We start from the raw sequence: 21,128 nt of genomic DNA, 5'->3' as shown, positions 1-21,128 counted from the left end.
CCTAATCTATTTTACTTATTGTCCGTTTTGTAGATAATCCTGCAAGTATGGATAATCACCGGCATGCACCAAGCTGATTGCAATCAAATATTTACGGTTGCGTTCCAGCGTCTTTCTCGATACACCTGCCCATTCCAGCACTTCCTTGATCGGCAGCATCTTCTTATCCTGAAGCTTTTTCATCAGCTCCGGTTTTTCGGCCAATTGTCTGGCGATCGCAATCAAAGTTTTGCGTGAATCCGAGTGCTTGGGAGAGATATCCACGAGTTCCTGAAAGGTGATCTCATACTTCATGAGCTCCCGGTTATACGCGATCATCTCTTCTTTCCTCGCCTCGGCCTCCTGGGCTTCATCATACGCCTCAACGGCTTTGGCCACTTCAACCGGATTCATCAAATTGTCTTCTTCGTCTTCTATATCAAATGCACTGTACGGCACTTGTTTCGTATGTCTTTCTTCCTTGCGAACATAATCAATCAGTCTGCGTGTCATGACTGTTTTTGCAAAGCCTAAAAAAGAATTACCTGAATCAACGGAATACTGATTAATCGCCTCATTAAACGCAGCAAGTGCGATGCTGAATTCATCATCCCTTGAAGGATCGATGTATCGTTTGCTGAATTTACTAGTTACTTTGGCAATGAAAGGCTGATAATCGGTAATGAGCTGATTGCGTAATTTAATGTCACCATCTTGGATTTGTCTGATTAATTCCTCCAGGGTCTGTTCAGGTGCTTCGTCCGCTAATGCGATTTCTCTACGACCGAGGAATTTTTTGAATAATACGAGCAGCAAGCGATCCACCTCACACAATATACTCATTCGGATTTTTTTCCGATTTAGGGGGGGTATGTCTTTCAAAGAAAAGAGATGTTCATTCTTTACCCCGCATCCATTTGTTAGAAACAAGCTTGAGGGGAATCACCAGGGCCAGAACCTATGCAAGGTCACACTTGCAGCATAGCAAAAAGAACTCCCTGCGGAGTTCTTCTTTGCCAAAGCCGAATTAGCTTGCAGGCTTCGTGCTCTGGATGAGATTCGTTTTTTTCTTGCCTAAGGCTTTCAATCTATGATGCAGCTGGTTCACCCAGGTATCATCGTTAATCTTTTTTGCAAAGGACAGCAGATCCAGGGCAATATCGATCTGGTTGGTAATCAGGTCCAAAGGTGATTCCTTTTCGGTATTCACACAGTTTTCATAGAACTGATCCCGATCCTTCAGTGGAACATAATCTTCAAAGTCTACTTCCTGCGCCCCGTCAGCATGCGCATATTCAGCCAAAATCTCGTACTCTGTCTCTACCTCGTGATGAACCTCCACACGATGACAGACGGGACAATACATCAAGGGGACATTATGAATATGAGAACGCAAATGCTTCAAAGTACCTCTCGTACCGATCATACTTGCTCCACAACAAAAACTCATGGATGGTTCCCCCTCTCCACAGATATGAGATTGATATAACGTATTCGATAAAGAACTGAAAAATTCCTCTATGACTCGCACACGTTCACATACGTTCGGACATGGGAATAAAAACAAGGATACGATGAAAAACTACAACTCGGGCTACAGCACGGACTCCAACTCCGGCTCAGCGCAGACGCCAACACGGTCTCTGCTACACAGATCTGTGCACGAGTCATGCTGTCGTGAGTCGTGCTGTCGTACCTCTTACTTTATTCGGTTTAGCGGCAGTCCGCAAACGTAATTGTTGGCACGATTGGAAGGGGATGATGGCTTGACTCGACATTTCGCGCTCGGTAATGGCAAGATGCTGGTCAATCTCGACGACAGAGGGATGATACGAGATGTGTACTATCCGTATGTTGGACAATGGAACCATGTAGGCGGTTACCCGTTTCGAATTGGCATCTGGACAGACGGCCAGTTTTCCTGGTTAACCGAAAGTGTGTGGGAAGTGAATCGCTGCCGTTATGTGACGCATTCGCTCGTGACTGACATTTCCCTGAAGCATGAGGTCTGGCAGCTGGAAATAGAGATGCAGGCCGGCGTGCACCAGCGTGACTGTATCTTTCTGAATGGTTTGAAGCTGATCAATCATGGGAGCAAGCAACGGAATATCCGTTTGTATTTCCATCAAGACCTGTCTATTGACGAATCAGAAGTTGGCGATACCGCCGCTTACTATCCGGATCTTCATTCCCTGTTTCATTACAAGAAAAACCGCTACTTCATGTTTAATGGGAACCAAAGCGGACTTGGCATGAACGAGTATTCGACCGGGATCAAGCGATTTCATCAAGCGGAAGGAACATGGCGTGATGCGGAAAACGGGAAGCTCTCTTGCAATCCGATCGCCCAGGGCTCCGTCGACAGTGCGATTGCCTTTCATGTGGAGGTGGAGGCAGGTCAATCTGCACAGGTACATTACTGGTTTTCGGCAGGCAGTCAGCTTGATGAGGTGGTCGCGCTGGATCAATATGTGCGAGAGAATAGACCTGGCGCCCTGCTGGATCGGATTCGAATCTATTGGCAGAAATGGTCCAGCAAATGTGAGATGGATGCTGGGGATCTGGAGCCTTCTCTCCTGCGATTGTATCGACAAAGCCTGCTGCTCGTTCGGACACAGATCAATACAAACGGGGCGATTGTGGCGGCCAATGATTCAGAAATTCTGGCGTACAATCGGGATCATTACAGCTATATGTGGCCCAGAGACGGTGCCTTGATCGCACATGCGATGTCCCAGGCCGGATACCATGGCACAATTGTACCCTTTTTCCATTTCTGCGCCAGGCACATGCATCCTTCCGGTTATCTGCACCATAAATACAATCCCGACGGCACGATTGGCTCAAGTTGGCATCCCTATATTCAGAATGGAGAGAAGCAACTTCCGATCCAGGAGGATGAGACCGCGCTGGTGCTGCATGTTCTATGGAAAGACTACGAAAGACACAAGGTCATTGAGCTGCCGCAGTCGCTTTATAAAATATTGATTCGTAAGGCTGCTGCTTTTTTGGAGACGTACTGGCTAAAAGATTTGTCTCTTCCTTATCCAAGCTATGACCTGTGGGAGGAACGTTACGGCATCCATACGTTCACCTGTGCTGCGGTGTATGCCGGGCTGCTCGCCGCCTCTAATTTTTGCAATCTGTTCGGGGACCTGCCAAGCAGTGAGCAGTTTCGGGAAAGGGCCGAAGAGGTTCAAAACGGAATCATCAAACATCTGTGGAATGAGCGCGAGCAGCGTTTTGCCAGAGGACTCATCCAGATAGAAGGTACGTGGAAACAGGACCTCACACCGGAAAGCAGCATCATCGGCCTTTATTTGTTCGAGGTGCTGCCCGTGAACGATTCGCGTCTCATCCAAACCATTGATCAATTGAGATCCCAGCTGCAAGTGAATACGGACATCGGGGGAATCGCCCGTTACTCAGGTGACAGCTATTTCCTCTCAGGTGACCTGTCAGATCGCGTCCCCGGCAATCCATGGATCATCTGTACATTATGGTTTGCCATGTGGGACATGGAGGTTGCCGATTCACTGGAGTCTCTGAGACAAACCAAAGAACATCTGCATTGGACGGTCCGGCATGCACTCTCCAGCGATGTGCTTCCTGAACAATTGCACCCATATGAAGGCACCCCGCTCTCTGTCGCCCCGTTGACCTGGTCCCACGCCACCTATTTGATGGCCGTGCATACTTATATTCGTCGTTATCAGGAACTGAGCAGCTCCATCACAGAGGACATCTGATTTCATATAAAAAAGGGAGCCCGATTCCGGCTCCCCAACTTTCATCTATTCATCTATTTATCTATTCATCTATTCATCTATTCATCTACAAGGCCTTCCACGATCAACGACTATACGGCTTCGGTCTGCATGTTTGCCTGTAGCTTTACAAAACGCATCAGCGTATAATTTTCCTTCTGATCCAATTCGACGACTTTATATTGCTTGGTCAAGGCCAGCTCCGTGTAGCCATCTCCGTCTACCAGCGTTACATTGTCATGACCACCAATGATAATCGGGAGCTGCATCAATATAATGTCATTCGCCAAATCTTCATTAAATATGTGCCAGTTCAATTGACCCCCGCCTTCCACCATCACCCGCTTCATGCCGTATTGTTCCTCCAATTGAAGAAACAATTGCCTGAAGTTGACCTGATCTTCTCCGCAGACGATGCATTCCTTGCCTCTTTCTCTCAGAATTTGCGCTTTTTCCTCCTGATAGCCTTGCTCTGTCGTCACCACAATGGTGCGGCCATCATCGGTCAGCACATTGGCATCCATCGGTAGATCAAATGTTTTCGTCGGAATAATTCGTACGGGATTTTTGTTTTCTTCCACACGGTTTGTCAAGAAAGGGTTGTCAGTCAGAATGGTATTTTTGCCCACCATGATCGCGTCTACAGCGCCACGGAATTTATGAATATACGTAATATCGGATTGGTTGAAAAACGAAAACAACGGCTTACTGGATTTACCTGCTCCCATCGTGAGCTTACCATCAATCGAGATTTGACTGAAAATTGTAATATGCATGTTTTTTCCTCCTATAATGGTATCCGAATTTTTGTTTTTTTCTCTCTTTTCTAAGCCTGATTCTCTCAAAAAACATGTCTTGGGTTTCATCATCTCATCGTTTTCAACGTTTTTTCCGTGAACGCAATCTTCCAGTTTCGCAGTTTCTGCTTCTCTCTTGTTCTTTCTTTTCATTCATTCTCATGCTTTCACTCTTGTTTCTCTCTTGTGTTTCTCTCTTGTGTTTCTCTCTTGTGTTTCTCTCTTGTGTTTCTCTCTTGTGTTTCTCTCTTGTGTCTACACAGCCGGAACCTTGGTTGACTTCTCAAAGGCCTGCACCATCACCGCAATCGCTTCTTCCTCTGAAAGCTGTCTCTCTATAAAGGCTTCCAGTCCGAGGCACATCGCTTCCCAAATATGCATCATAATCGGATCACACGACATTGGCCTGCAGTCTTTCATCAGTTCGGAGACTTTGCGTTTGTTCTCAGTCACAATCGGTTCAAGCAACTCGCCAAGATCATTTCTTGCCGGTGTTCGAAGGACTTCGGATTCCCATCTGACTTGTACAGTTGGCTCCAGCATATATTGTACAAATCGGATAATATCTTCGCGCTTCGCCGATTGAAGAGATTGATTCGGAAAGACCAGTCCGACCGAGGACGTCATGGAAATGGCTTTTCCACCTTCAATGACAGGTAATTCGGTTACTCCCAGCCTGTCTCCCATATGCTGACTGACATAATTGAAAATCCATTCCCCGCAAATGATGGCGCCAATATCACCTGCAAAAAACTTCTCCAATAACGAAGTCGAACCATTTTCATTGCCCAGCATCCCTTGGGAAAGCTTTGTTTTGACGAAACGAAGCGCATTTTTACATTCCGGTGTATCGAAATTTGCGCTCCCTTCCTTCATTGGCCATCCATGGAAGGCTGTCAAAAACGGGATAAAGAAAAATCCCTGAACCAGATCCGTAGCCAACGGTACAAAGGAAGGATGTGCCTGCTCCGCCACCCGCTCATAATCCTGCCAGGTCACAGGAGCTTCTGGATACCATTCCTTGTTGTAAAAAACGACGAGATGGTTGCCTGAAACGATCGGGATGCCGTACTGCTTGTCCTGGAGCCTCATCGTCTGCAATACCGCCTCATCCATTATGCCACTCCAAAGACGCTCTGGAACCTCGGTATAATCGGCCAGAGCCGCATAACCCGTCATGTCTGAAGGTACAAAGGCAATGTCCGGTTTGTGTGACTGCTCCTTCAGCTTCGTGAGCCGTTCAACCAGCACTGTAATGTTCATCACTTCCGGCTTCACGACAATGCCGGACTCTGCTTCGAAATCTCGGCAAATGCCTTCCAGCACCTCAATCGACGTATCGCCCGGACCGTCAAACTCATGCCACAGGATCAATTCTTTTTTCATCGCCTTCACGCTCCTTTTCCATTTTGTTCGGATCGCTCACTAGTACGACCGCCTGTCCAGGCTTCCATCTCATCCGACCTGACACGATCTCCAGGTCCCTGCCTGATTGCACACTTTCCATACTGTCAACCAGCTTCAGATAGGGGAATACAGGCTGTCCTTCATCCGCCAAATCCACCAGACGAGCTTCCTCCATGTTCAGATTGATTCCCACGAGCATGGTCAGACCTTCACGCTCATACGTATAAATGACCACATCGTCCGGTGTCTGCCCCCATACCTGACAGTCCTGTGTGCGGAACTTTGTCTGGTATCGACGCTTGCAGGCCTGCAGTTGCTTCAACAGGTCCATCATCGAGCCATCGTGCTCCCAGTCAATTTTCATCTTGTTGAAAAAGGCACGCGGGATATCTGCACCGTTCGTATTGTCAGCCAGGCCGCAGTTCAGAGGCTGCTTCTCATTGACTTCCAGTCCCGTGGTAATGAATGGCGTCCCGTGAGGGAGGAAATGATTGAATACCGTAATGGCACGGGCTAGCTGAACCCCACCCGGTCTCGATGTAATGCGGGGCGTATCCGGTGTCTCTGCACAGGCAAAGGCTTGGAGTGACAATTCCTTCAATTCCTCGACATAATGAGTCAAAACCGGTTTCGTCAGTTCTGACATCACCTGCCATCCGCTTCCCAGCATCATGTTGTAACCGGAAGCCGCAGCCTGCCGATGGTTTCGGTTAAACAGATCTTCACTGATCAAGATCGCGTGTGGATTCAGTTCACGAATCACCTTGAACAAGTGATCCAGCAGCGGTACAGGTAGGGTGTGGCCGATATCTACCCGAAATCCATCAAGTCCATAAGAGCTCATATAGAAGCGTACAGCCTGCTCGAGATAGTCCCACAGTTCCTGATTGGGTTCCTCACCCGGGTACAGGTTGCATTTGATCGTATCAAAGAGCACGTAGGGAGGCTTATTCTCGCTCACATATGGGAGAACCTGCGGACACGTATCCTTATACAGTCGATAGAAGGTAATGTCCGTCCAGATCGGCTGAACATCGTTGATCCAGTCTGAGTGTGCAGGTGACGTGGTAATGCCCATATGTTCTTCGACCAAACGCAGCAGATTGGCCCCCGTCTGCTGGGATATCCGTTTCACTTGTTCCCAGAGAACCGGATTGAGTTGATCAGGGGAAGGACTGAATTTTTGCAAAAACGTGTGCGTTTCCTCCGAGCGGTATACCGTTTCCAGCTTGTCCGGTGTACATTCCTCGAAAAAAGACAGCTCCGGAATGTGAGGCGGCTTGAATCCCTCCAGTTCCTCCAGCCTGATCCAGTACACCCAATCGGGATGCTCGGCCAGAAAAGCGGCATCCTTCGCTGTCACACGTGGAATAAAATCATGCACGACCTTGATATTTAACAGATGGCAGCCTTCAACCAGCGCTCGCAGTTCATCATGAAGACTCCCATTTTCCATGTGATCCAGCAACGGGTCATGCAATTGAGGGTCCAGTTCAAACATATTCTGGACGGCGTATGGTGAACCGATGTCGCCTTTCATGTTGATCTCACTGTATTTGCTGACAGGCAACAGATAGAGCACATTCACACCCATTTGCTTCAGCATCGGAAGCAACACCATGAATCTCAAAAAAGTGCCGCTCTCGATCTCACCGTCATGGTTGACATCCCAGGCTGTCGAGTAACGAATCAGACTCGTGTACATCACACTCTGCTCCAGGGAGAAAGCCTCGTGGTCCTCCGTGCTGGCAGTCTCTAACAGATGGTCGATGACATGAAGCAGATACGAATGGGCTTCCACCCTGATTTCTCTTCCCCGCTCTTCCAGAACTTCCGTATAATCAGTGGTATTCCACAAAGCCGGAATCCACAAATCCTGTTGCTGCGTTGATTGACGTTCCTTCAGATATTGATAAATGCGGTCGAGGTGCTCGGTCTCTCTATTCAGCAGCTTCATCTCTCTCCTCCTATCTCTGTCTGACAATCTTTCTCGTCTGACAATCCCTCTCCGTCTATTTCTCTCTGTCTATCTCTGTTTATCTGCATTTAGCTATGTTGTATAATGACCTCTCTGTCTTTGACTACGCAATGTGATCGTATCTGTCTCTCTCTGTCTGCCTATATCTGTCTGTCTCTCTTGTCTGTCTGATTCACGTTGCCTGACAAGCTAATGAGCAGATTAAAAGCGAAAAGCGGTTTTCAACGTGCGATTGGGTACACGCTCCTTCGTTTCCAGATCGTACCCCATACATTCACTTACCGCTTCCCTGAATTGACTCAGGTCAGCCTGCCGGGTTACCAGTTGTCCCAGTTCGGGCATGGAGGCAGCAAATTGAATAGCCTGCTCGAACAGCATATGATACTCGCCTGCCCCGATGATCTGAATGCCATTCATCAAATAATGGGTTGGAGAGAAGGTGTACGTGTATGACGAGTGAATTCCGAATAAAACGATCCGCCCTCCTTTCTTGATATGCGCTTCTGCCGTTTCCAACTGATTGCCTACCGTGTCAATGACGACATCAAACCGTTCTCTCTCCGAATGCTTGTTCATCACCTCCTTATAAAGTTCCTCAGGCGAATAAGCTGCATCACTGTATCGCCTGGCGGCTTCCAGCCGGAAAGGGTTCATCTCTGTCGCGACCGTTCTGCCTGCCAGTCTGCGACTAACCATCTGAGCAATCAACCCCATCGGTCCTGATCCTAGCACCAGCACTGAATCATACGGTTTAACCCGGGCGACCTGGAAGTTATGGAGCACACAGGCCAATGGCTCTATGAGCATGGCCGTTTCCAGGCTCATGGCCTCCGGCACGGCAAACACATACCTTTCATCACAGACGAAATAGGGGGCAAACGTACCGTCAAGCTGAATACCTGCAATTTGCAATCCCTTGCCTGCTATCCCTTCACAGAGATGGGTATGTCCCCTTCGGCAAGGCAGACAGAGGCCACAATATTGATTGGGATCGATGACCACTCGATCTCCCACCGCACAGGTGGATACACCGGCGCCAATTTCCACCACGGTACCTACCGCTTCGTGGCCTCTTGTCACATCGGGAATACCCGCTTCCTTGCCCATAAATACCGATAAATCCGTCCCGCAGATTCCCGTCAAGGCGATCTGAATCTTCACCTCTGTCGGGGACGCAATCTGAGGTTCCCGTATGTCTGTTAATTCCAGTCTTTCACGGCTTGTCCATTTTAGAGCCTGCATCTGTCCATCCCCTTTTTCATAATATTTTGACAATTAAGGATATACGTAATTCGCCGAGTTCCAAACGTTTGCATTTATTATATATGATAGCTTTTGTCTAATTGTGTAGAACCTTGGCGGTCATGCATCTTTTTTTTCATATTCATGTTGGGAGTCGGCTCGTCAGCGACAATCGGGCACTGACGAGCCAACTCCCAGTGAATTGCATCCATTCAACAACCGAGCACGATCGCTTCGATCGCCGGAACCGTAACCGATCCATCTGTCTGGATCTCAAGCGACTTGGTATCAAAGCTGCTCTTCAGCAGCTTCCACTCACCGAGCGAAGGAATCTGGAGTTTTATCTGATCGTGATTGGCGTTATATATGACGCACAGGTGGCGACAGTCATCACCATTGGCATGATCTCGCAAAGTAAAGACGACCGTTCCCGCAGGACTTTCTTCAATGTGGAGGTGCTGACGAATGTCTTCAGCTGTCCGCAGGCGAAAGGCCGCATGATCTCTTCTCAACCTGATCCATTGCTTCACAAAGGAAACATCCTCCTGGAACTGATCACAGCGATCCCAGTCCATCTGATTGATGGCATCTGGTGACCTGAAACTGTTCTCTACCCCATTCTTGGTACGCATAAATTCCTGTCCGGCATGCAGGAACGCCAAGCCCTGACTGGTCAGGATGATACTTGAAGCGAGTCGGTGCATACGTCTAAGCACGATCTCGCTTTCCTCGGGATGAGTCAGACACAGCTTATCCCACAGCGTATGATTGTCATGACACTCGACATAATTGAGATTCTGGTCCGGTTCACTGGCAAACGTGCGGAGGTCATCCCGATAGGCAATCCCGCCGACTACGCCCATCTTGATTCTGGTTTCCAGATCAGGCTGTCCATTGACAAAACCCTTCTCGTCTTCATAAAAGATACTCCCTTTGATCGCGTTGCGAATGTCATCATTAAACTGAGCAATACGGGGCATCTGACGTGCGTTCATCTGATTGGCCTTCGCTTCCGCCGGCAAATTCGTATCCAGATTCCAGCCTTCCCCTGTCATTAGCAGGCTGGTATCGATCTCATCGAGTCTTCTGCGTATCTCATTCATCGTCTCCACATCATGCAGACCCATCAGATCGAACCGGAATCCGTCAATCTGATATTCCCTGGCCCAGTAAACGATGGAATCCACCATCAGCTTGCGCATCATTTTCCGTTCAGAGGCTGTGTCATTGCCACACCCGGAACCATTGGCGAACACCTCGCCAAAGGCATCTTTCTCATAACGGAAATAATAGCCCGGCACCAGCTTCATCAAATTGGCCCGATAGCCGTCATAGAGATGATTGTACACGACGTCCATGATGACACGCATACCGCGATGATGAATCGCCTGGATCATCTCTTTCATCTCTTTGATACGGCAGACAGGATCATATGGGTCTGTTGCATATGATCCTTCCGGAACGTTATAGTTTTTGGGATCATAGCCCCAATTGTAACGCTCCCATGGTCTGGTCTCATCCACACTTTCTGTACTGTAATCATAGCTCGGCATCAGCTGCACATGGGTCACCCCCAAATCCGCAATATGATCGAGTCCGGTCAGATGTCCTGCAGCCGATCTGGTGCCTGGCTCAGAGAATCCCTTGAATGTCCCTTTATGTACCGCTCCACTATGGGGATGAATGGTCAGATCGCGTACGTGCACCTCATAGATCACGGCATCCACAGGGTGGACAAAGGCAGGCTTAGCCGCTTCTGTTTCCCAATGCTCAGGGTTCGTCTTGCCCATATCCACGATAGCCGCACGATCCCCATTGACCGCGACAGCCTTTGCATAGGGGTCAACCGCTTCATTGACATCTGTACCCACCCATACCTTGTATGTATACAGCCAGCCTTCCAGATCGCCCTGTACTTCCGTACGCCATACCCCTTTTTCCGTGCGGTTCATGGCAATTTCCTTGATCGCTTTCCCGTCCCATGTCCGATAGAGCACCACCACTGCCTTACTGGCGGTCGGGGCCCATACGTGAAAGCGAGAGGCCTCGGGCGAATATTGCAGACCCAGATCATCTCCATCATACGTCCAGTTTTCCTCAAATTCGGTTGAATGGATCGCGGCCCCATTCACGAACTCCGCATCGCCAAACGAAATCTCAAAATCCAGTTCTCTTTGTACAGCCATCGCGTATCCTCCCCTTCACTTTTCACTCTCGCATCTCTTTTCTTATCTCTTTTCTTATCTCTTTTCTTATCTCTTTTCTTATCTCTTTTCTTATCTCTTTTCTTATCTCTTTTCTTATCTCTTTACTTATCTCGTTTCGCTTACTTGATCCTGTTTTCAAATCCTTCTCCATTCTATGCAGCGGGGATCTGGACTCATGCTTGTGCAGATACGTCATGAACTAGATTACGCACCCATTTCCGCGATCTGATTCGGCCAAAACCAACCATCAGACGAACGACTTCCTCCATCGAAAGGATGAAATAAACCCAGTAAATCGGCAAATCCAGCACAAAGGCGGCGATAAAAGCGGATGGTACACCAACCACCCAAGTGGCCAACGACTCCATGACAAACACAAACTTGCTGTCTCCCCCGCTATTCAGAATACCTCCGGCGATAATCATATTGGATACCTTCACCCAGAAGAAAAGAGAGAACATGAGAATAATCCATATCGAAACCCGGCTGACATCTTCCGTGACGTTGTAGGCTGATACGTACAGAGAAGAAGAAGCGGCGATCAGCCCTCCCAGCACAATGGTGGACACAATACCGAGGCGAATAAACTTGTGGGCATAATCCATCGCTTCATCCATCTGATCCGCCCCCAGCTTGTTCCCGACCATGACCCCGGCTGCACTGGCCAGACCCGTCAAGAGACCGATACTGAGGCCCTGCAAGGGAAACGAAATGGTCATCGCGGTCATTTCCTCTGTGCCCATACGGCCATAGACGACCGCATATCCTGTTTCACCCAGCACCCACAACAGCTCTGTCAGAAACAATGGAATGCTCGTACTGAGGAAACGTTTGACAAGCGGCATCTGAATGCCCATCATGCGATGCAGGCCGACAGCGCCCGGATACTTTCTGACATACATGTAGCTGATCAGGAACACCATTTCAAAAATCCTGGCGGCGACAGTGGCAATGGCCGCCCCTTTCAGACCGTACTCCGGGAAGCCCATCTTACCGAATATGAGAAGATAATTCAGCCCGATATTCAGGACCGCGGTAGCCATGCTTACATACATAGGCAGCTTCACATGGGTTGTACTTCTCGCAACGGCAGAATAAATCATCGTCAGCATCGTAGGAAAATAGGAAAAAGCAATAATCATCGGATAAATGCTTCCCTCTTCCAGCACCTTGGGATCATTCGTAAAAATTTGCAGGCATCGCTCGGGAAAGAAGATGACGAGCAAGGAAAATAACAGCGTAAATACGGAACCGATCGCCAGCGCAAACCCGAGCAGCCTGGCAATATTCGCCGTATCCTTCTTCCCCCAAAACTGGGCGGTATAGATGGACACCCCTGTTGCCAGGCTTGCCAGGACGACTGCCACGATCGCATACAGCTTGGTAGACATCCCTACCGTCGCAATCGCGGTATCACCGACTTGTCCGACCATCAGCTGGTCAATCATGCCGAGCGATGCCATAATAATGCTTTGCAATGTAACCGGAATTGCAATCGATATGACATTTTGATAAAAGGTTTTCTCTCCACTCACTTCACTTCACGCTCTCTTTCTCTCTATTTGCTTGATTATTTCCTGAAAATTCTGAAATTTATAGTCAGCTTGCTGGATATTCTGGTTGCCGGAGTTCGGATTGAGATAAGCCAGACAAGTCATGCCCGCAGATTTGGCTGCCTGGACCCCGTGTGCAGAATCTTCAATGACACAGCACCGGGAAGGTTGAGCATCCAGCAATTCCGCTGCCCGGAGAAAAATATCCGGTGCCGGCTTGCCTTGATCCACATCTTGTCCGCTTACAATCACTTGAAAAAAAGGACGGAGTGCGGACTTTTCCAGTATCCGATTAATCAGCGCTCTAGAGGAAGATGAGGCAAGCCCTATCTTGTAGCCCCCCTGCTGAAGTCGCTCGAGCAATTCCCTGATCTGTGGCGTAATCGGCAGACTTTCTCTGGCTGCGATCATATCCAGCACATGCTGCTCATGCTCCTGAACCAACTCGGCAACAGATGGGCGCAATTGATAATCTCGCCTGAGCTTCGTCCACATATCCCTTAAGGTCACCCCTACGAATGCATGCTGATCCTGATCGGCCAACTGAATGCCATATCGCCTGCAGGACTGTGCCTCGATCTCAAAATACAAAGGCTCACTGTCTACGATAACGCCGTCCATATCGAACAGGAACGTATCCACCTGCCTGGACCACCATGGCTGGTGTTCCTCTTTCATCGTCATGATCGCCTCCTCACCTCTGTCTCTAGGATTGCATTTTTCGGCTTGCACGTGATCGCAATCGTTTGCACAACTTATAAAAAAAAGAGAAAATTTTGTATATGGAAAAAATTATATAGTCTTCTGCTCCCTTACTTCAATATAGAATTGTGGTATTTGTTTATGGTATTTTGGTATGAGGTGAAAAAAAACACAAAAAAGCGCTTTACGGAAGTGATCCGTGAAGCGCTTCTTGTTCTCTTTTATTCAAGATATTTCGTCCGTTTATCAGCGTGCTGCTTTGCGATCTAGCATGATAGAAGCCCGACCTATTCCAGCATACGTCTCATTTCATGAATGTAATTGGCTTCCCCGCTCACAAGCAGGCGATCTCCAAATTTGATCTCGGTGGTGCCATGCGGAATGATGAAGGAATCTCCGCGATAAATACGAAGAATCAGTGTATCGCCGAGGAAAGGCAGGTCCTTGAGCAGCATATTGTGCAGAGAACCGTTATTCATCTTCACTTCTTGAATGGAGTCATCATGCTGGGTAATGAGCTTGACGGCGCTAGGATATTCAATGACCGCCTTCAGCAAAGTACGGGATGCGTAAAGGGTGGACATCACCGTCATGCGTGCATCCTGTGTAATGTGGCTGTGTTTCTCGGGATCTTCGACCCGAACGACAACCTGCTCGATGCCCGCTTCTTCCACCGCATACGTAGCCAGACAAATATTGACTTCATCATCCATCGTAGCAAAGACGGTAATATCGGCTTCGAATGTACCGGCTTTCCTGAGTTCCTCCACTTCCAGCGAGGCCACTTCGATAACCGGAAAACGACTGTACTTCTCGTCCTTCGTTTCCTTCGCCGGAGGCTGAGAGGTATACAACTCCACCTCGTACCCTTCTTTCAGTAAATCCTGGGATACCGGCAATGTGATGTGATTGGCCCCTACGATGGCGATCACTTTCTTCTCGTGCTTTCTCTCCGGGAAGAAGTAATTGAAGCCAATTGGCGCCAGCAAGCACGACAATACCGCTACCAAAATCAGTGCACCCTTCATCGTCTCCGTAATGATGCCGACTTCAGCGGCGACCGTTGCGGCGGCGATGACGAGACTGAGTGTGGAGCTGAGCAAGATCCCGGAACCGATCACCTCATTCCAGGAGAACCACTTCTTCAGAATCAAGGCTGGAACCAGCTTGGATATGAGCAGCACAATGAGCAGCAAAGGAATAAAGATCAGAATTTTAGGAGATTTGAAGAGCTCCCAGATGTCCAGATTCACCCCAATCATCACGAAGAAGATCGGGATCAGAAAACCATAACCGAAGGAATCGAGTTGATGGACAAATTCCTTGTTGGGCGCAAGCAATGAGACAATCACCCCTGCCAGAAAAGCACCCAGAATAATTTCCACTTCCAGGGTTTCCGACAGCACCACGAACATAATGATCAGGGCAAATACAGCCCTCGTCCCCAACTGAACCGTGCCGGCCTTGAGCACTTCAAATGCCTTACCGCCTCTGAAGGTGCGAATAAAGAAGTACGTAGCAATGACCACGGCAAAGAACAAGAGCAGATACAGCATTTGTTCAACTTTGCCGGAAGAGATACTAATATAGACGGCCAGCAAGATCATCGTGATCAAGTCTGACACGACCGTTACCATCAGAATCGTCTGTCCAAGCGGGGTTTCCGTAAGCCGCTTTTCCTTCAACACGGGCACGACCACACCCAACGAAATCGTGGCAATGATGATAGTCATCAGATAAGGGTCCTTGACAATCCCCATGAGAACGAACAAATTGGACAATCCAAACGAAATGGTCAGGATGCCCAGGAAAATAAATAGTGAAACCCATAAGGGATGCGGTCCCTTCTGTGGTTTATTGCTCTGTTTGGATTGAAAAGATGAAAAATCAATCTCCAGACCACTTAGGAACATCAAATAGATAAATCCGAACAAAGAAAGCAGTTCCAGCCATTGATCCGAAGACACCAGATTAAACCCGCTGGTCCCTAATATAAGTCCTGCAACGATCTCCGCCACCACGACCGGGATCATCTTCAACCGGAAACGGTGAAGCAGGATCGGTACAATAAAGGCGATGGAAACGACAATCATCAATGACTCTAAAGAGGTACCGTGCTCTTCCAAAACTTACCTTCCTCCTATCTGACCACCCAACTGTATAATAAACAAATCACGCCGAGAAAACCTGGTGCTTTCCCGGCGTTTGTTCAAGCTATTATATCATAGTGATTTCTATTCTGTCTCGTACGTTTTCAGGTAGGTCTCCGCATTCCAAAGTGCCTCAGCTTCCGTCACATCGTCCAGCTTGATCTTCACCAGCCAGCCCGCTTCATAGGGAGACTGGTTGATCTGTTCCGGCTTGGACAGCAGAGATTCATTCACTTCCACGATGGTCCCGGACATCGGCGCATACAGCTCCGACACTGTCTTCACCGATTCCAGACTGCCAAGCGGCTCGCCGGTCTTCACGCTTGCTCCCGTTTTTGGCAGTTCCACAAACACAATCTCTCCAAGCTCATGCTCGGCAAATTCCGTAATGCCGATCGTTGCTGTATGATCTTGTCTATCTATCCAGAGATGTTCTTCACTGTACTTCAGGTTCTTGGGTGCATTCATGCAAGCACACTCCCGTCACATATTTGTACCGCCGTCTTCTCCTAGTCATGAGAAAAGAACCCTCGCCCCTGCTTTCGCAGCCAAGAGGAGGGTTCCGGTCCATATTGATGTCTGTGTTTTATTGTGCAGTCAGGTTCTTGTCGCCTGGCTTCCAGTTCATCGGGCACAGTCCACCAGACTGAAGGGCTTGCAGAACGCGAAGGGTTTCTTCTACACTGCGGCCTACGTCATTGTGGTTCACAACCTGATATTTCAATTCGCCTTCTGGATCAATGATGAACAATCCACGAAGCGCGATTCCTTCTTCTTCAATCAAGACGCCATAGTCTTTGGCAACGGATTTCGTGATGTCAGCTGCCAACGGGAAGCTCAACTCACCCAGACCATTTTGATCCTTTGGTGTGTTGATCCATGCACGGTGCGTATGGATGCTGTCGATGCTCACACCGAGAATTTCTGTATTCAGCGATTTGAATTGCTCCGCTGCATCACTCAGTGCTGTAATTTCAGTCGGGCACACAAATGTAAAATCCAATGGATAAAAGAACAGTACGAGCCATTTTCCTTTGTAATCAGCCAAGGAAGCTTGTCCGAAGTCCTTTCCGTTTCCTAGTGCGGTCTCCATTGAAAAATCAGGTGCCTGTTTGCCTACTAAACGCTCTGCCATGATTCCATACCTCCTTGATATTATGAACCGCAGTCAGACTGCAGCTGTTCATTGCGCCATACACAGCGACTTTCACGATGTAAATGGTAGCATTATGAAATCTGAAAGTCAATGATTAGACTTATTACTTATTTATAATCATTACATTTAAGATTATAGCACAGCCTTCTTTGTCAGACAAGGCCTTTTCGGAGATACCTGCTGTATTCATTTCTGCAATGAAAGTACGAAAAAAGCGAAAAAAAATAGCATCCTGCCTCCGTCCGGTTCGGTACGAATTCAGGGTGCTCCCTTACAATTTTGCACGGTTGACTTTCTTCACGCTTTTCGGTCTGTTCACTGTTTTCAGGCGAATGTCGGTTTATGATAATGAGCTTTCCGCTCATATACGACCGTTCCGACGGCTTCCTTGCCTTCTGTCGTGATGACGATGACCTTTTGCCTGCTGTTCCATTTCCCCTTCCTGGATGCTGCCGATGCATAGAGGGGAGAGCGGCGTGCGGCACTGCGTCTCAATGAACGTTTCATATGACATCTCCTCCAAAAAGGTAATGAATGGTGCTGATCAATTTATGATTTTCTTCCAGTTGTGCTTCAATGTGATCTCGGGACATCTCATGTTTGCCAGTCAGATGGATGACGACGAGGATATCCTTACCTACAGGATAGCATATCAAATACGTCTTCACAATGCCATTGTTGAGCAGTACAAGGCGTTCCAGGCTCTTCTGGTAGGCGTCCATAATATGAATTCTCGGCTGACTGTCGTCCGGATGGTCATTGACGGAAAACGGGTAGAATTGATTTCGCCCGACATTGCCTGCGACCTGTTCGAGTCCTTCTGAACCTTTGGCCCGCCATACCGCTGCTCCGGCCACCCGGTATCCTTCAATCGCCCGATAGGCGCCTCGCATGGCATCATATAAATATTCATATTTCCGTTTCGGGTCTCTCATGAGGTCTTTCACAAAATGCAGAAAAAAATGATGCAAAGACTCGTCCCTCTCCATCTCTGCCTGTGCCTTCTTCCAGGCTTCAAGCGGATCAGGAAATGCACCCTTCTCCTGGATGATCGCTCCGATCTTCATGCACGCGACACTGACCGCAGCATTGACATTGTGGTCTGAACGGCGATGCTCATAGCTGAGTGTCGTAAGGCCCTGCATGTCAGACAACAGATGAAAATCGGTCACGGTCTCGTCATTCCACGTCCGTTCAGCTGCATCCGGCACCAGAAAGAATACCCGTCCCCTACGCAGACGTCCCCAGAACAGTCCCATTTCAAATACGGTGTTATCTCTGGGTGCGACGACCAGTCTGCCTCTGTGAAGCACGATATCATCCGGTGAAAAAATGAAGACGGCAAAATCACTGGCATTCAGCCTTTCTTCCAGATCATCCATGGTATCGTTCATCGGCTGAAACGTGCCTGCGTACCAAGGTGATACTTCTGCAAAATGAACGAGCGCCTCATGAACGGCTGCGGCAATCTGGATCGATTCCCTGGCAGAACCAATAAATAATCGCGGCTTCGGTAATTTCATATATCGCTGAGCCCCCATGAAAAGATGTGCTCATCCAAATATACCATATTTTACATGATAGTGCGCTCTGAATTCATCCTCGCCCTCAGTAAGTCACCTAAAAAGGAGCCCTGATCTGATGATCAAGACTCCTCGAAAATGTCATACCTATATAAACGGCTTAGGATGAAGCCATCGCTGCGATAATCAGGTCGCCCATTTCCGTTGTCCCAATCGCTTTCGAAGGGTCAACAGCAATGTCACCGGTACGGTGTCCGGCATCCAGCACCTGCTTCACTGCCTGCTCAATGCGATCCGCTGCTTCATGATAGCCAAACGTCAGACGATACATGAGCGCGACAGACAAAATCGTCGCAATCGGATTGGCAATGCCTTTGCCTGCGATATCCGGAGCAGAACCGTGTACGGGCTCGTACAGGCCATAGCTGCCTTCACCGAGTGACGCAGAGGACAGCATACCGATGGAACCGGTCAGCATCGCGGCTTCATCACTCAGGATATCTCCAAACATATTTTCTGTTACGATCACATCGAAACTGGAAGGTCTTCTCAAGAGCTGCATCGCACAGTTGTCCACGAGCACATGCTCGAGTTCCACTTCCGGGTATTCCGGCGCGATACGATTGACGGTTTCTCTCCACAGTCTGGACGTTTCCAGCACATTCGCCTTGTCTACAGAAGCAAGACGCTTGCTGCGAGTCATGGCCACTTCAAATGCCTGTCTCACAATGCGCTCCACTTCGGTAACGTTGTATACGCACGTATCAACGGCTTCCTCGCCTGCTTCTCCCTGTCTGCGGAATTTCTCTCCGAAGTAGATTCCTCCGGTCAATTCCCGCACCACGATCAGATCCGTTCCCTCCAGCACTTCCGGCTTCAGGGTGGAAGCTTCCATCAGACAGTCAAATACAACCGCCGGACGAATGTTGGAGAACAGTCCGAGCTCCTTGCGAATCCCGAGCAGGCCGGTTTCCGGACGAAGCTCCTTGGAGTTGTTGTCCCACTTCGGACCGCCTACTGCTCCAAGCAGTACCGCGTCTGCCCGTTTGCACATGTCCAGCGTGTCAGCCGGAAGCGGCGTACCTTTCTCATCAATCGCAATACCGCCAAACAAGCCTTCTTCAAATTCAAAACGAAGTCCAAACAGTTCCTCCGTTTTCTTCATTACCTTTATCGCTTCGTTCACGACCTCGGGTCCGATTCCGTCACCGGCGATGACGGCAATTTTCTTTACTTCAGTCAATGCATTCACTCTCCTGTCCATTCTACTAACTTCTGTTATAGCATGTTTGGACTTGTAATTCAAAGATATAAAATCTATTGAACTTATAGGAGATAGCTATCACCATCCGATACGTGCGATTTAGATCGGTACAGCGTGAATGGATGTGACCGAGAGAAGGTGTATATTTCTCCACTTACACGGACGATTCAGCCCTCAAGCTCAAGGTCAACATACTCGTGCTTGGTAAAGCAAAGAAAGCTTGGTATTCTATTAAGTAATTAGTTCCATTATTCGGTACAGTTGCTACAAAAGAACAAGTTCAGGCTAATTACAAACGATTAGTAGGTGATATTGATTACAGAAACTCAGAAATAGAGAGAGCGCAAAAGGTCATTGAGTACAACAAGACATATGGTTATGACTATTCCAATCAACAGATATATTTAGATAAAATCAATAAAATTAATGAGCAATACGGAGTTGGTTCTTCGGCTACAAAACAAACCGCTCAGCAAAATCAACAAAAGTTGTCTCAAGATTCCAGCTATCGCAACTCGGAATATCAACGAACTCAAGAAGTCATCCAAAATAGATCTGCAGCGGGCTTAGACACTTCAAAACAAGAAGCCTATCTTAACAAAATCACAAGCGTTGGAAGCACAATTGGTTACGGGACTGTAGCCACAGTAGAGGAAGCCAAGCAAAATCAGGAACGACTAAACAGTGACGATGCATATAAACAATCAGAAATTGAACGAGCAAGACAAGTCATTGAAAATAGAAAAACACAAGGACTCGATATTTCATCTCAAGAGGCTTACTTGAAAAAATTAGTCAATTAAGGAGACGACATTATGACAGAAAAAATAACATGGATACTCTCCCACCCCCCGGTTTCTGAAAATGAAATTCAAAAAGTCGAAGAAAAGCTGAAAGTAAAACTACCTAGCGATTATGTGACCTGCGTCAAAATCAACAACGGTGGAACACCACAGGATAAGGAAATCTTGGATTTCGCTGAAAAAGAAGGCGCTGTGTTTAATCGCTTACTAAGCTATCATCCTGAAAAAAGTACATATATTTTAGAAACTTATGAGGACATTCTAGACCGATTGGTGCCACATGTGTTCCCCTTCGCATCCGATCCGTTTGGAAACTTCTATTGCTTCGATTACAGACAAAATCCAAGCGGCAATCAACCCACCATCGTTTATTGGGATCACGAGATGACGTTCATTGATCCCTTTTATGCCCTCATCCCGGTATGCAGCTCCTTTACTGAGCTGCTCAGTATGCTGTACAGTGACTGAACTAATCAAGTAGCATGACTAAATCAAACACAGGATAAAGTAAATCCAATTTAAACTCTATCCTGTGTTTTTTCAAATCACATTTTTGACTCCGCGCACATACAAACAGGCAGGCCCCTGAATAAAAGGGCC

19 protein-coding genes are annotated in these 21,128 nt (G+C 48.0%); 3 read left to right on the top strand and 16 right to left on the bottom strand.

The genetic code is table 11. The features are described 5' to 3' along the window. Positions 1–15 precede the first annotated feature (15 nt). The gene (sigI, locus tag ACFSUC_RS06375; RefSeq protein WP_379928666.1) at positions 16–822 is read right to left on the bottom strand and encodes an RNA polymerase sigma factor SigI; all 807 of its coding nucleotides are present in this window, start codon (positions 820–822) and stop codon (positions 16–18) included. Positions 823–1,006: 184 nt separating this feature from the next. Beyond that, positions 1,007–1,429, bottom strand: a complete 423-nt coding sequence (locus tag ACFSUC_RS06370; protein WP_379928665.1) for a hypothetical protein — start codon at positions 1,427–1,429, stop codon at positions 1,007–1,009. 316 nt (positions 1,430–1,745) lie between these two features. Here ACFSUC_RS06370 and ACFSUC_RS06365 point away from each other — a divergent pair, with 316 nt between their 5' ends. Next, a complete protein-coding gene (locus ACFSUC_RS06365; protein WP_379928664.1) occupies positions 1,746–3,728 on the top strand; it encodes a glycoside hydrolase family 15 protein in 1,983 nt (660 codons plus the stop codon). Between the two features lie 110 nt (positions 3,729–3,838). Here the strand turns inward: ACFSUC_RS06365 and ACFSUC_RS06360 are convergent, their stop codons facing one another. From ACFSUC_RS06360 to leuB, 14 genes are all read right to left on the bottom strand, one after another. Then, a complete protein-coding gene (locus tag ACFSUC_RS06360) occupies positions 3,839–4,522 on the bottom strand; it encodes a dihydrofolate reductase family protein (RefSeq protein WP_379928663.1) in 684 nt (227 codons plus the stop codon). A gap of 276 nt (positions 4,523–4,798) precedes the next feature. After that, complete coding sequence (locus ACFSUC_RS06355; protein ID WP_379928662.1) at positions 4,799–5,929, bottom strand: sugar ABC transporter substrate-binding protein; 1,131 nt, start codon at positions 5,927–5,929, stop codon at positions 4,799–4,801. Continuing rightward, positions 5,901–7,907, bottom strand: a complete 2,007-nt coding sequence (locus ACFSUC_RS06350) for an alpha-amylase (protein ID WP_379928661.1) — start codon at positions 7,905–7,907, stop codon at positions 5,901–5,903. Before ACFSUC_RS06350 ends, ACFSUC_RS06355 begins: the two co-directional genes overlap by 29 nt. 222 nt (positions 7,908–8,129) lie before the next feature. Next, positions 8,130–9,170, bottom strand: coding sequence for a zinc-dependent alcohol dehydrogenase (locus ACFSUC_RS06345; protein ID WP_379928660.1), 1,041 nt, complete (start codon positions 9,168–9,170; stop codon positions 8,130–8,132). Positions 9,171–9,382: 212 nt separating this feature from the next. After that, entirely contained in the window at positions 9,383–11,356 is a 1,974-nt protein-coding gene (gene pulA / locus ACFSUC_RS06340; RefSeq protein ID WP_379928658.1) for a type I pullulanase, read from the bottom strand. 22 nt (positions 11,357–11,378) lie between these two features. Beyond that, the gene (locus tag ACFSUC_RS06335) at positions 11,379–11,516 is read right to left on the bottom strand and encodes a hypothetical protein (RefSeq protein WP_379928657.1); all 138 of its coding nucleotides are present in this window, start codon (positions 11,514–11,516) and stop codon (positions 11,379–11,381) included. 34 nt (positions 11,517–11,550) lie between these two features. Next, positions 11,551–12,912: an MATE family efflux transporter gene (locus ACFSUC_RS06330; RefSeq protein ID WP_379928656.1), complete on the bottom strand. Its 1,362-nt coding sequence runs from the start codon at positions 12,910–12,912 to the stop codon at positions 11,551–11,553. 6 nt (positions 12,913–12,918) lie between these two features. After that, a complete protein-coding gene (locus ACFSUC_RS06325; RefSeq protein WP_379928655.1) occupies positions 12,919–13,614 on the bottom strand; it encodes an HAD family hydrolase in 696 nt (231 codons plus the stop codon). A gap of 305 nt (positions 13,615–13,919) precedes the next feature. Next, positions 13,920–15,758 (bottom strand): monovalent cation:proton antiporter family protein, encoded by a 1,839-nt coding sequence (locus ACFSUC_RS06320; protein ID WP_379928654.1) that lies wholly within the window; start codon positions 15,756–15,758, stop codon positions 13,920–13,922. A gap of 108 nt (positions 15,759–15,866) precedes the next feature. Further along, positions 15,867–16,250: a glycine cleavage system protein GcvH gene (gene gcvH / locus ACFSUC_RS06315; RefSeq protein ID WP_379928653.1), complete on the bottom strand. Its 384-nt coding sequence runs from the start codon at positions 16,248–16,250 to the stop codon at positions 15,867–15,869. A 118-nt stretch (positions 16,251–16,368) separates the two neighbouring features. Next, on the bottom strand, positions 16,369–16,917 hold the full coding sequence (locus ACFSUC_RS06310; protein ID WP_379928652.1) for a peroxiredoxin: 549 nt from the start codon (positions 16,915–16,917) through the stop codon (positions 16,369–16,371). Positions 16,918–17,262: 345 nt separating this feature from the next. Further along, positions 17,263–17,445 (bottom strand): hypothetical protein, encoded by a 183-nt coding sequence (locus ACFSUC_RS06305; protein WP_379928651.1) that lies wholly within the window; start codon positions 17,443–17,445, stop codon positions 17,263–17,265. Beyond that, entirely contained in the window at positions 17,442–18,461 is a 1,020-nt protein-coding gene (locus ACFSUC_RS06300; RefSeq protein ID WP_379928650.1) for a TIR domain-containing protein, read from the bottom strand. The genes ACFSUC_RS06305 and ACFSUC_RS06300 overlap by 4 nt, the downstream gene beginning before the upstream one ends. Before the next feature lie 160 nt (positions 18,462–18,621). After that, the gene (gene leuB, locus ACFSUC_RS06295) at positions 18,622–19,704 is read right to left on the bottom strand and encodes a 3-isopropylmalate dehydrogenase (RefSeq protein WP_379928648.1); all 1,083 of its coding nucleotides are present in this window, start codon (positions 19,702–19,704) and stop codon (positions 18,622–18,624) included. Positions 19,705–20,213: 509 nt separating this feature from the next. Between leuB and ACFSUC_RS06290 the strand changes: the two genes are divergently transcribed. Both ACFSUC_RS06290 and ACFSUC_RS06285 read left to right on the top strand, forming a co-directional pair. Further along, positions 20,214–20,528 carry a hypothetical protein gene (locus tag ACFSUC_RS06290; RefSeq protein WP_379928647.1) on the top strand — a complete coding sequence of 105 codons (315 nt, stop codon included), beginning with the start codon at positions 20,214–20,216 and terminating at the stop codon, positions 20,526–20,528. Between the two features lie 12 nt (positions 20,529–20,540). Next, positions 20,541–20,996 carry an SMI1/KNR4 family protein gene (locus ACFSUC_RS06285; RefSeq protein ID WP_379928646.1) on the top strand — a complete coding sequence of 152 codons (456 nt, stop codon included), beginning with the start codon at positions 20,541–20,543 and terminating at the stop codon, positions 20,994–20,996. Positions 20,997–21,128 lie beyond the last annotated feature (132 nt).

This window comes from Marinicrinis sediminis (genome assembly GCF_042685085.1).
GTDB lineage: Bacteria > Bacillota > Bacilli > Paenibacillales > KCTC-33676 > Marinicrinis > Marinicrinis sediminis.
The sequence above is the reverse complement of the archived record's forward strand: the minus strand, read 5'-3'. Positions and strand labels throughout refer to the sequence as shown.

Bases quoted from the DNA above. Each gene is read 5' to 3' on its own strand.
- sigI (WP_379928666.1), bottom strand. From the start codon at position 822: ATGAGTATATTGTGTGAGGTGGATCGCTTGCTGCTCGTATTATTCAAA.
- ACFSUC_RS06370 (WP_379928665.1), bottom strand. From the start codon at position 1,429: ATGAGTTTTTGTTGTGGAGCAAGTATGATCGGTACGAGAGGTACTTTG.
- ACFSUC_RS06360 (WP_379928663.1), bottom strand. From the start codon at position 4,522: ATGCATATTACAATTTTCAGTCAAATCTCGATTGATGGTAAGCTCACG.
- ACFSUC_RS06355 (WP_379928662.1), bottom strand. From the start codon at position 5,929: ATGAAAAAAGAATTGATCCTGTGGCATGAGTTTGACGGTCCGGGCGAT.
- ACFSUC_RS06350 (WP_379928661.1), bottom strand. From the start codon at position 7,907: ATGAAGCTGCTGAATAGAGAGACCGAGCACCTCGACCGCATTTATCAA.
- ACFSUC_RS06345 (WP_379928660.1), bottom strand. From the start codon at position 9,170: ATGCAGGCTCTAAAATGGACAAGCCGTGAAAGACTGGAATTAACAGAC.
- pulA (WP_379928658.1), bottom strand. From the start codon at position 11,356: ATGGCTGTACAAAGAGAACTGGATTTTGAGATTTCGTTTGGCGATGCG.
- ACFSUC_RS06325 (WP_379928655.1), bottom strand. From the start codon at position 13,614: ATGACGATGAAAGAGGAACACCAGCCATGGTGGTCCAGGCAGGTGGAT.
- gcvH (WP_379928653.1), bottom strand. From the start codon at position 16,250: ATGAATGCACCCAAGAACCTGAAGTACAGTGAAGAACATCTCTGGATA.
- ACFSUC_RS06310 (WP_379928652.1), bottom strand. From the start codon at position 16,917: ATGGCAGAGCGTTTAGTAGGCAAACAGGCACCTGATTTTTCAATGGAG.
- ACFSUC_RS06305 (WP_379928651.1), bottom strand. From the start codon at position 17,445: ATGAAACGTTCATTGAGACGCAGTGCCGCACGCCGCTCTCCCCTCTAT.
- ACFSUC_RS06300 (WP_379928650.1), bottom strand. From the start codon at position 18,461: ATGAAATTACCGAAGCCGCGATTATTTATTGGTTCTGCCAGGGAATCG.
- ACFSUC_RS06285 (WP_379928646.1), top strand. From the start codon at position 20,541: ATGACAGAAAAAATAACATGGATACTCTCCCACCCCCCGGTTTCTGAA.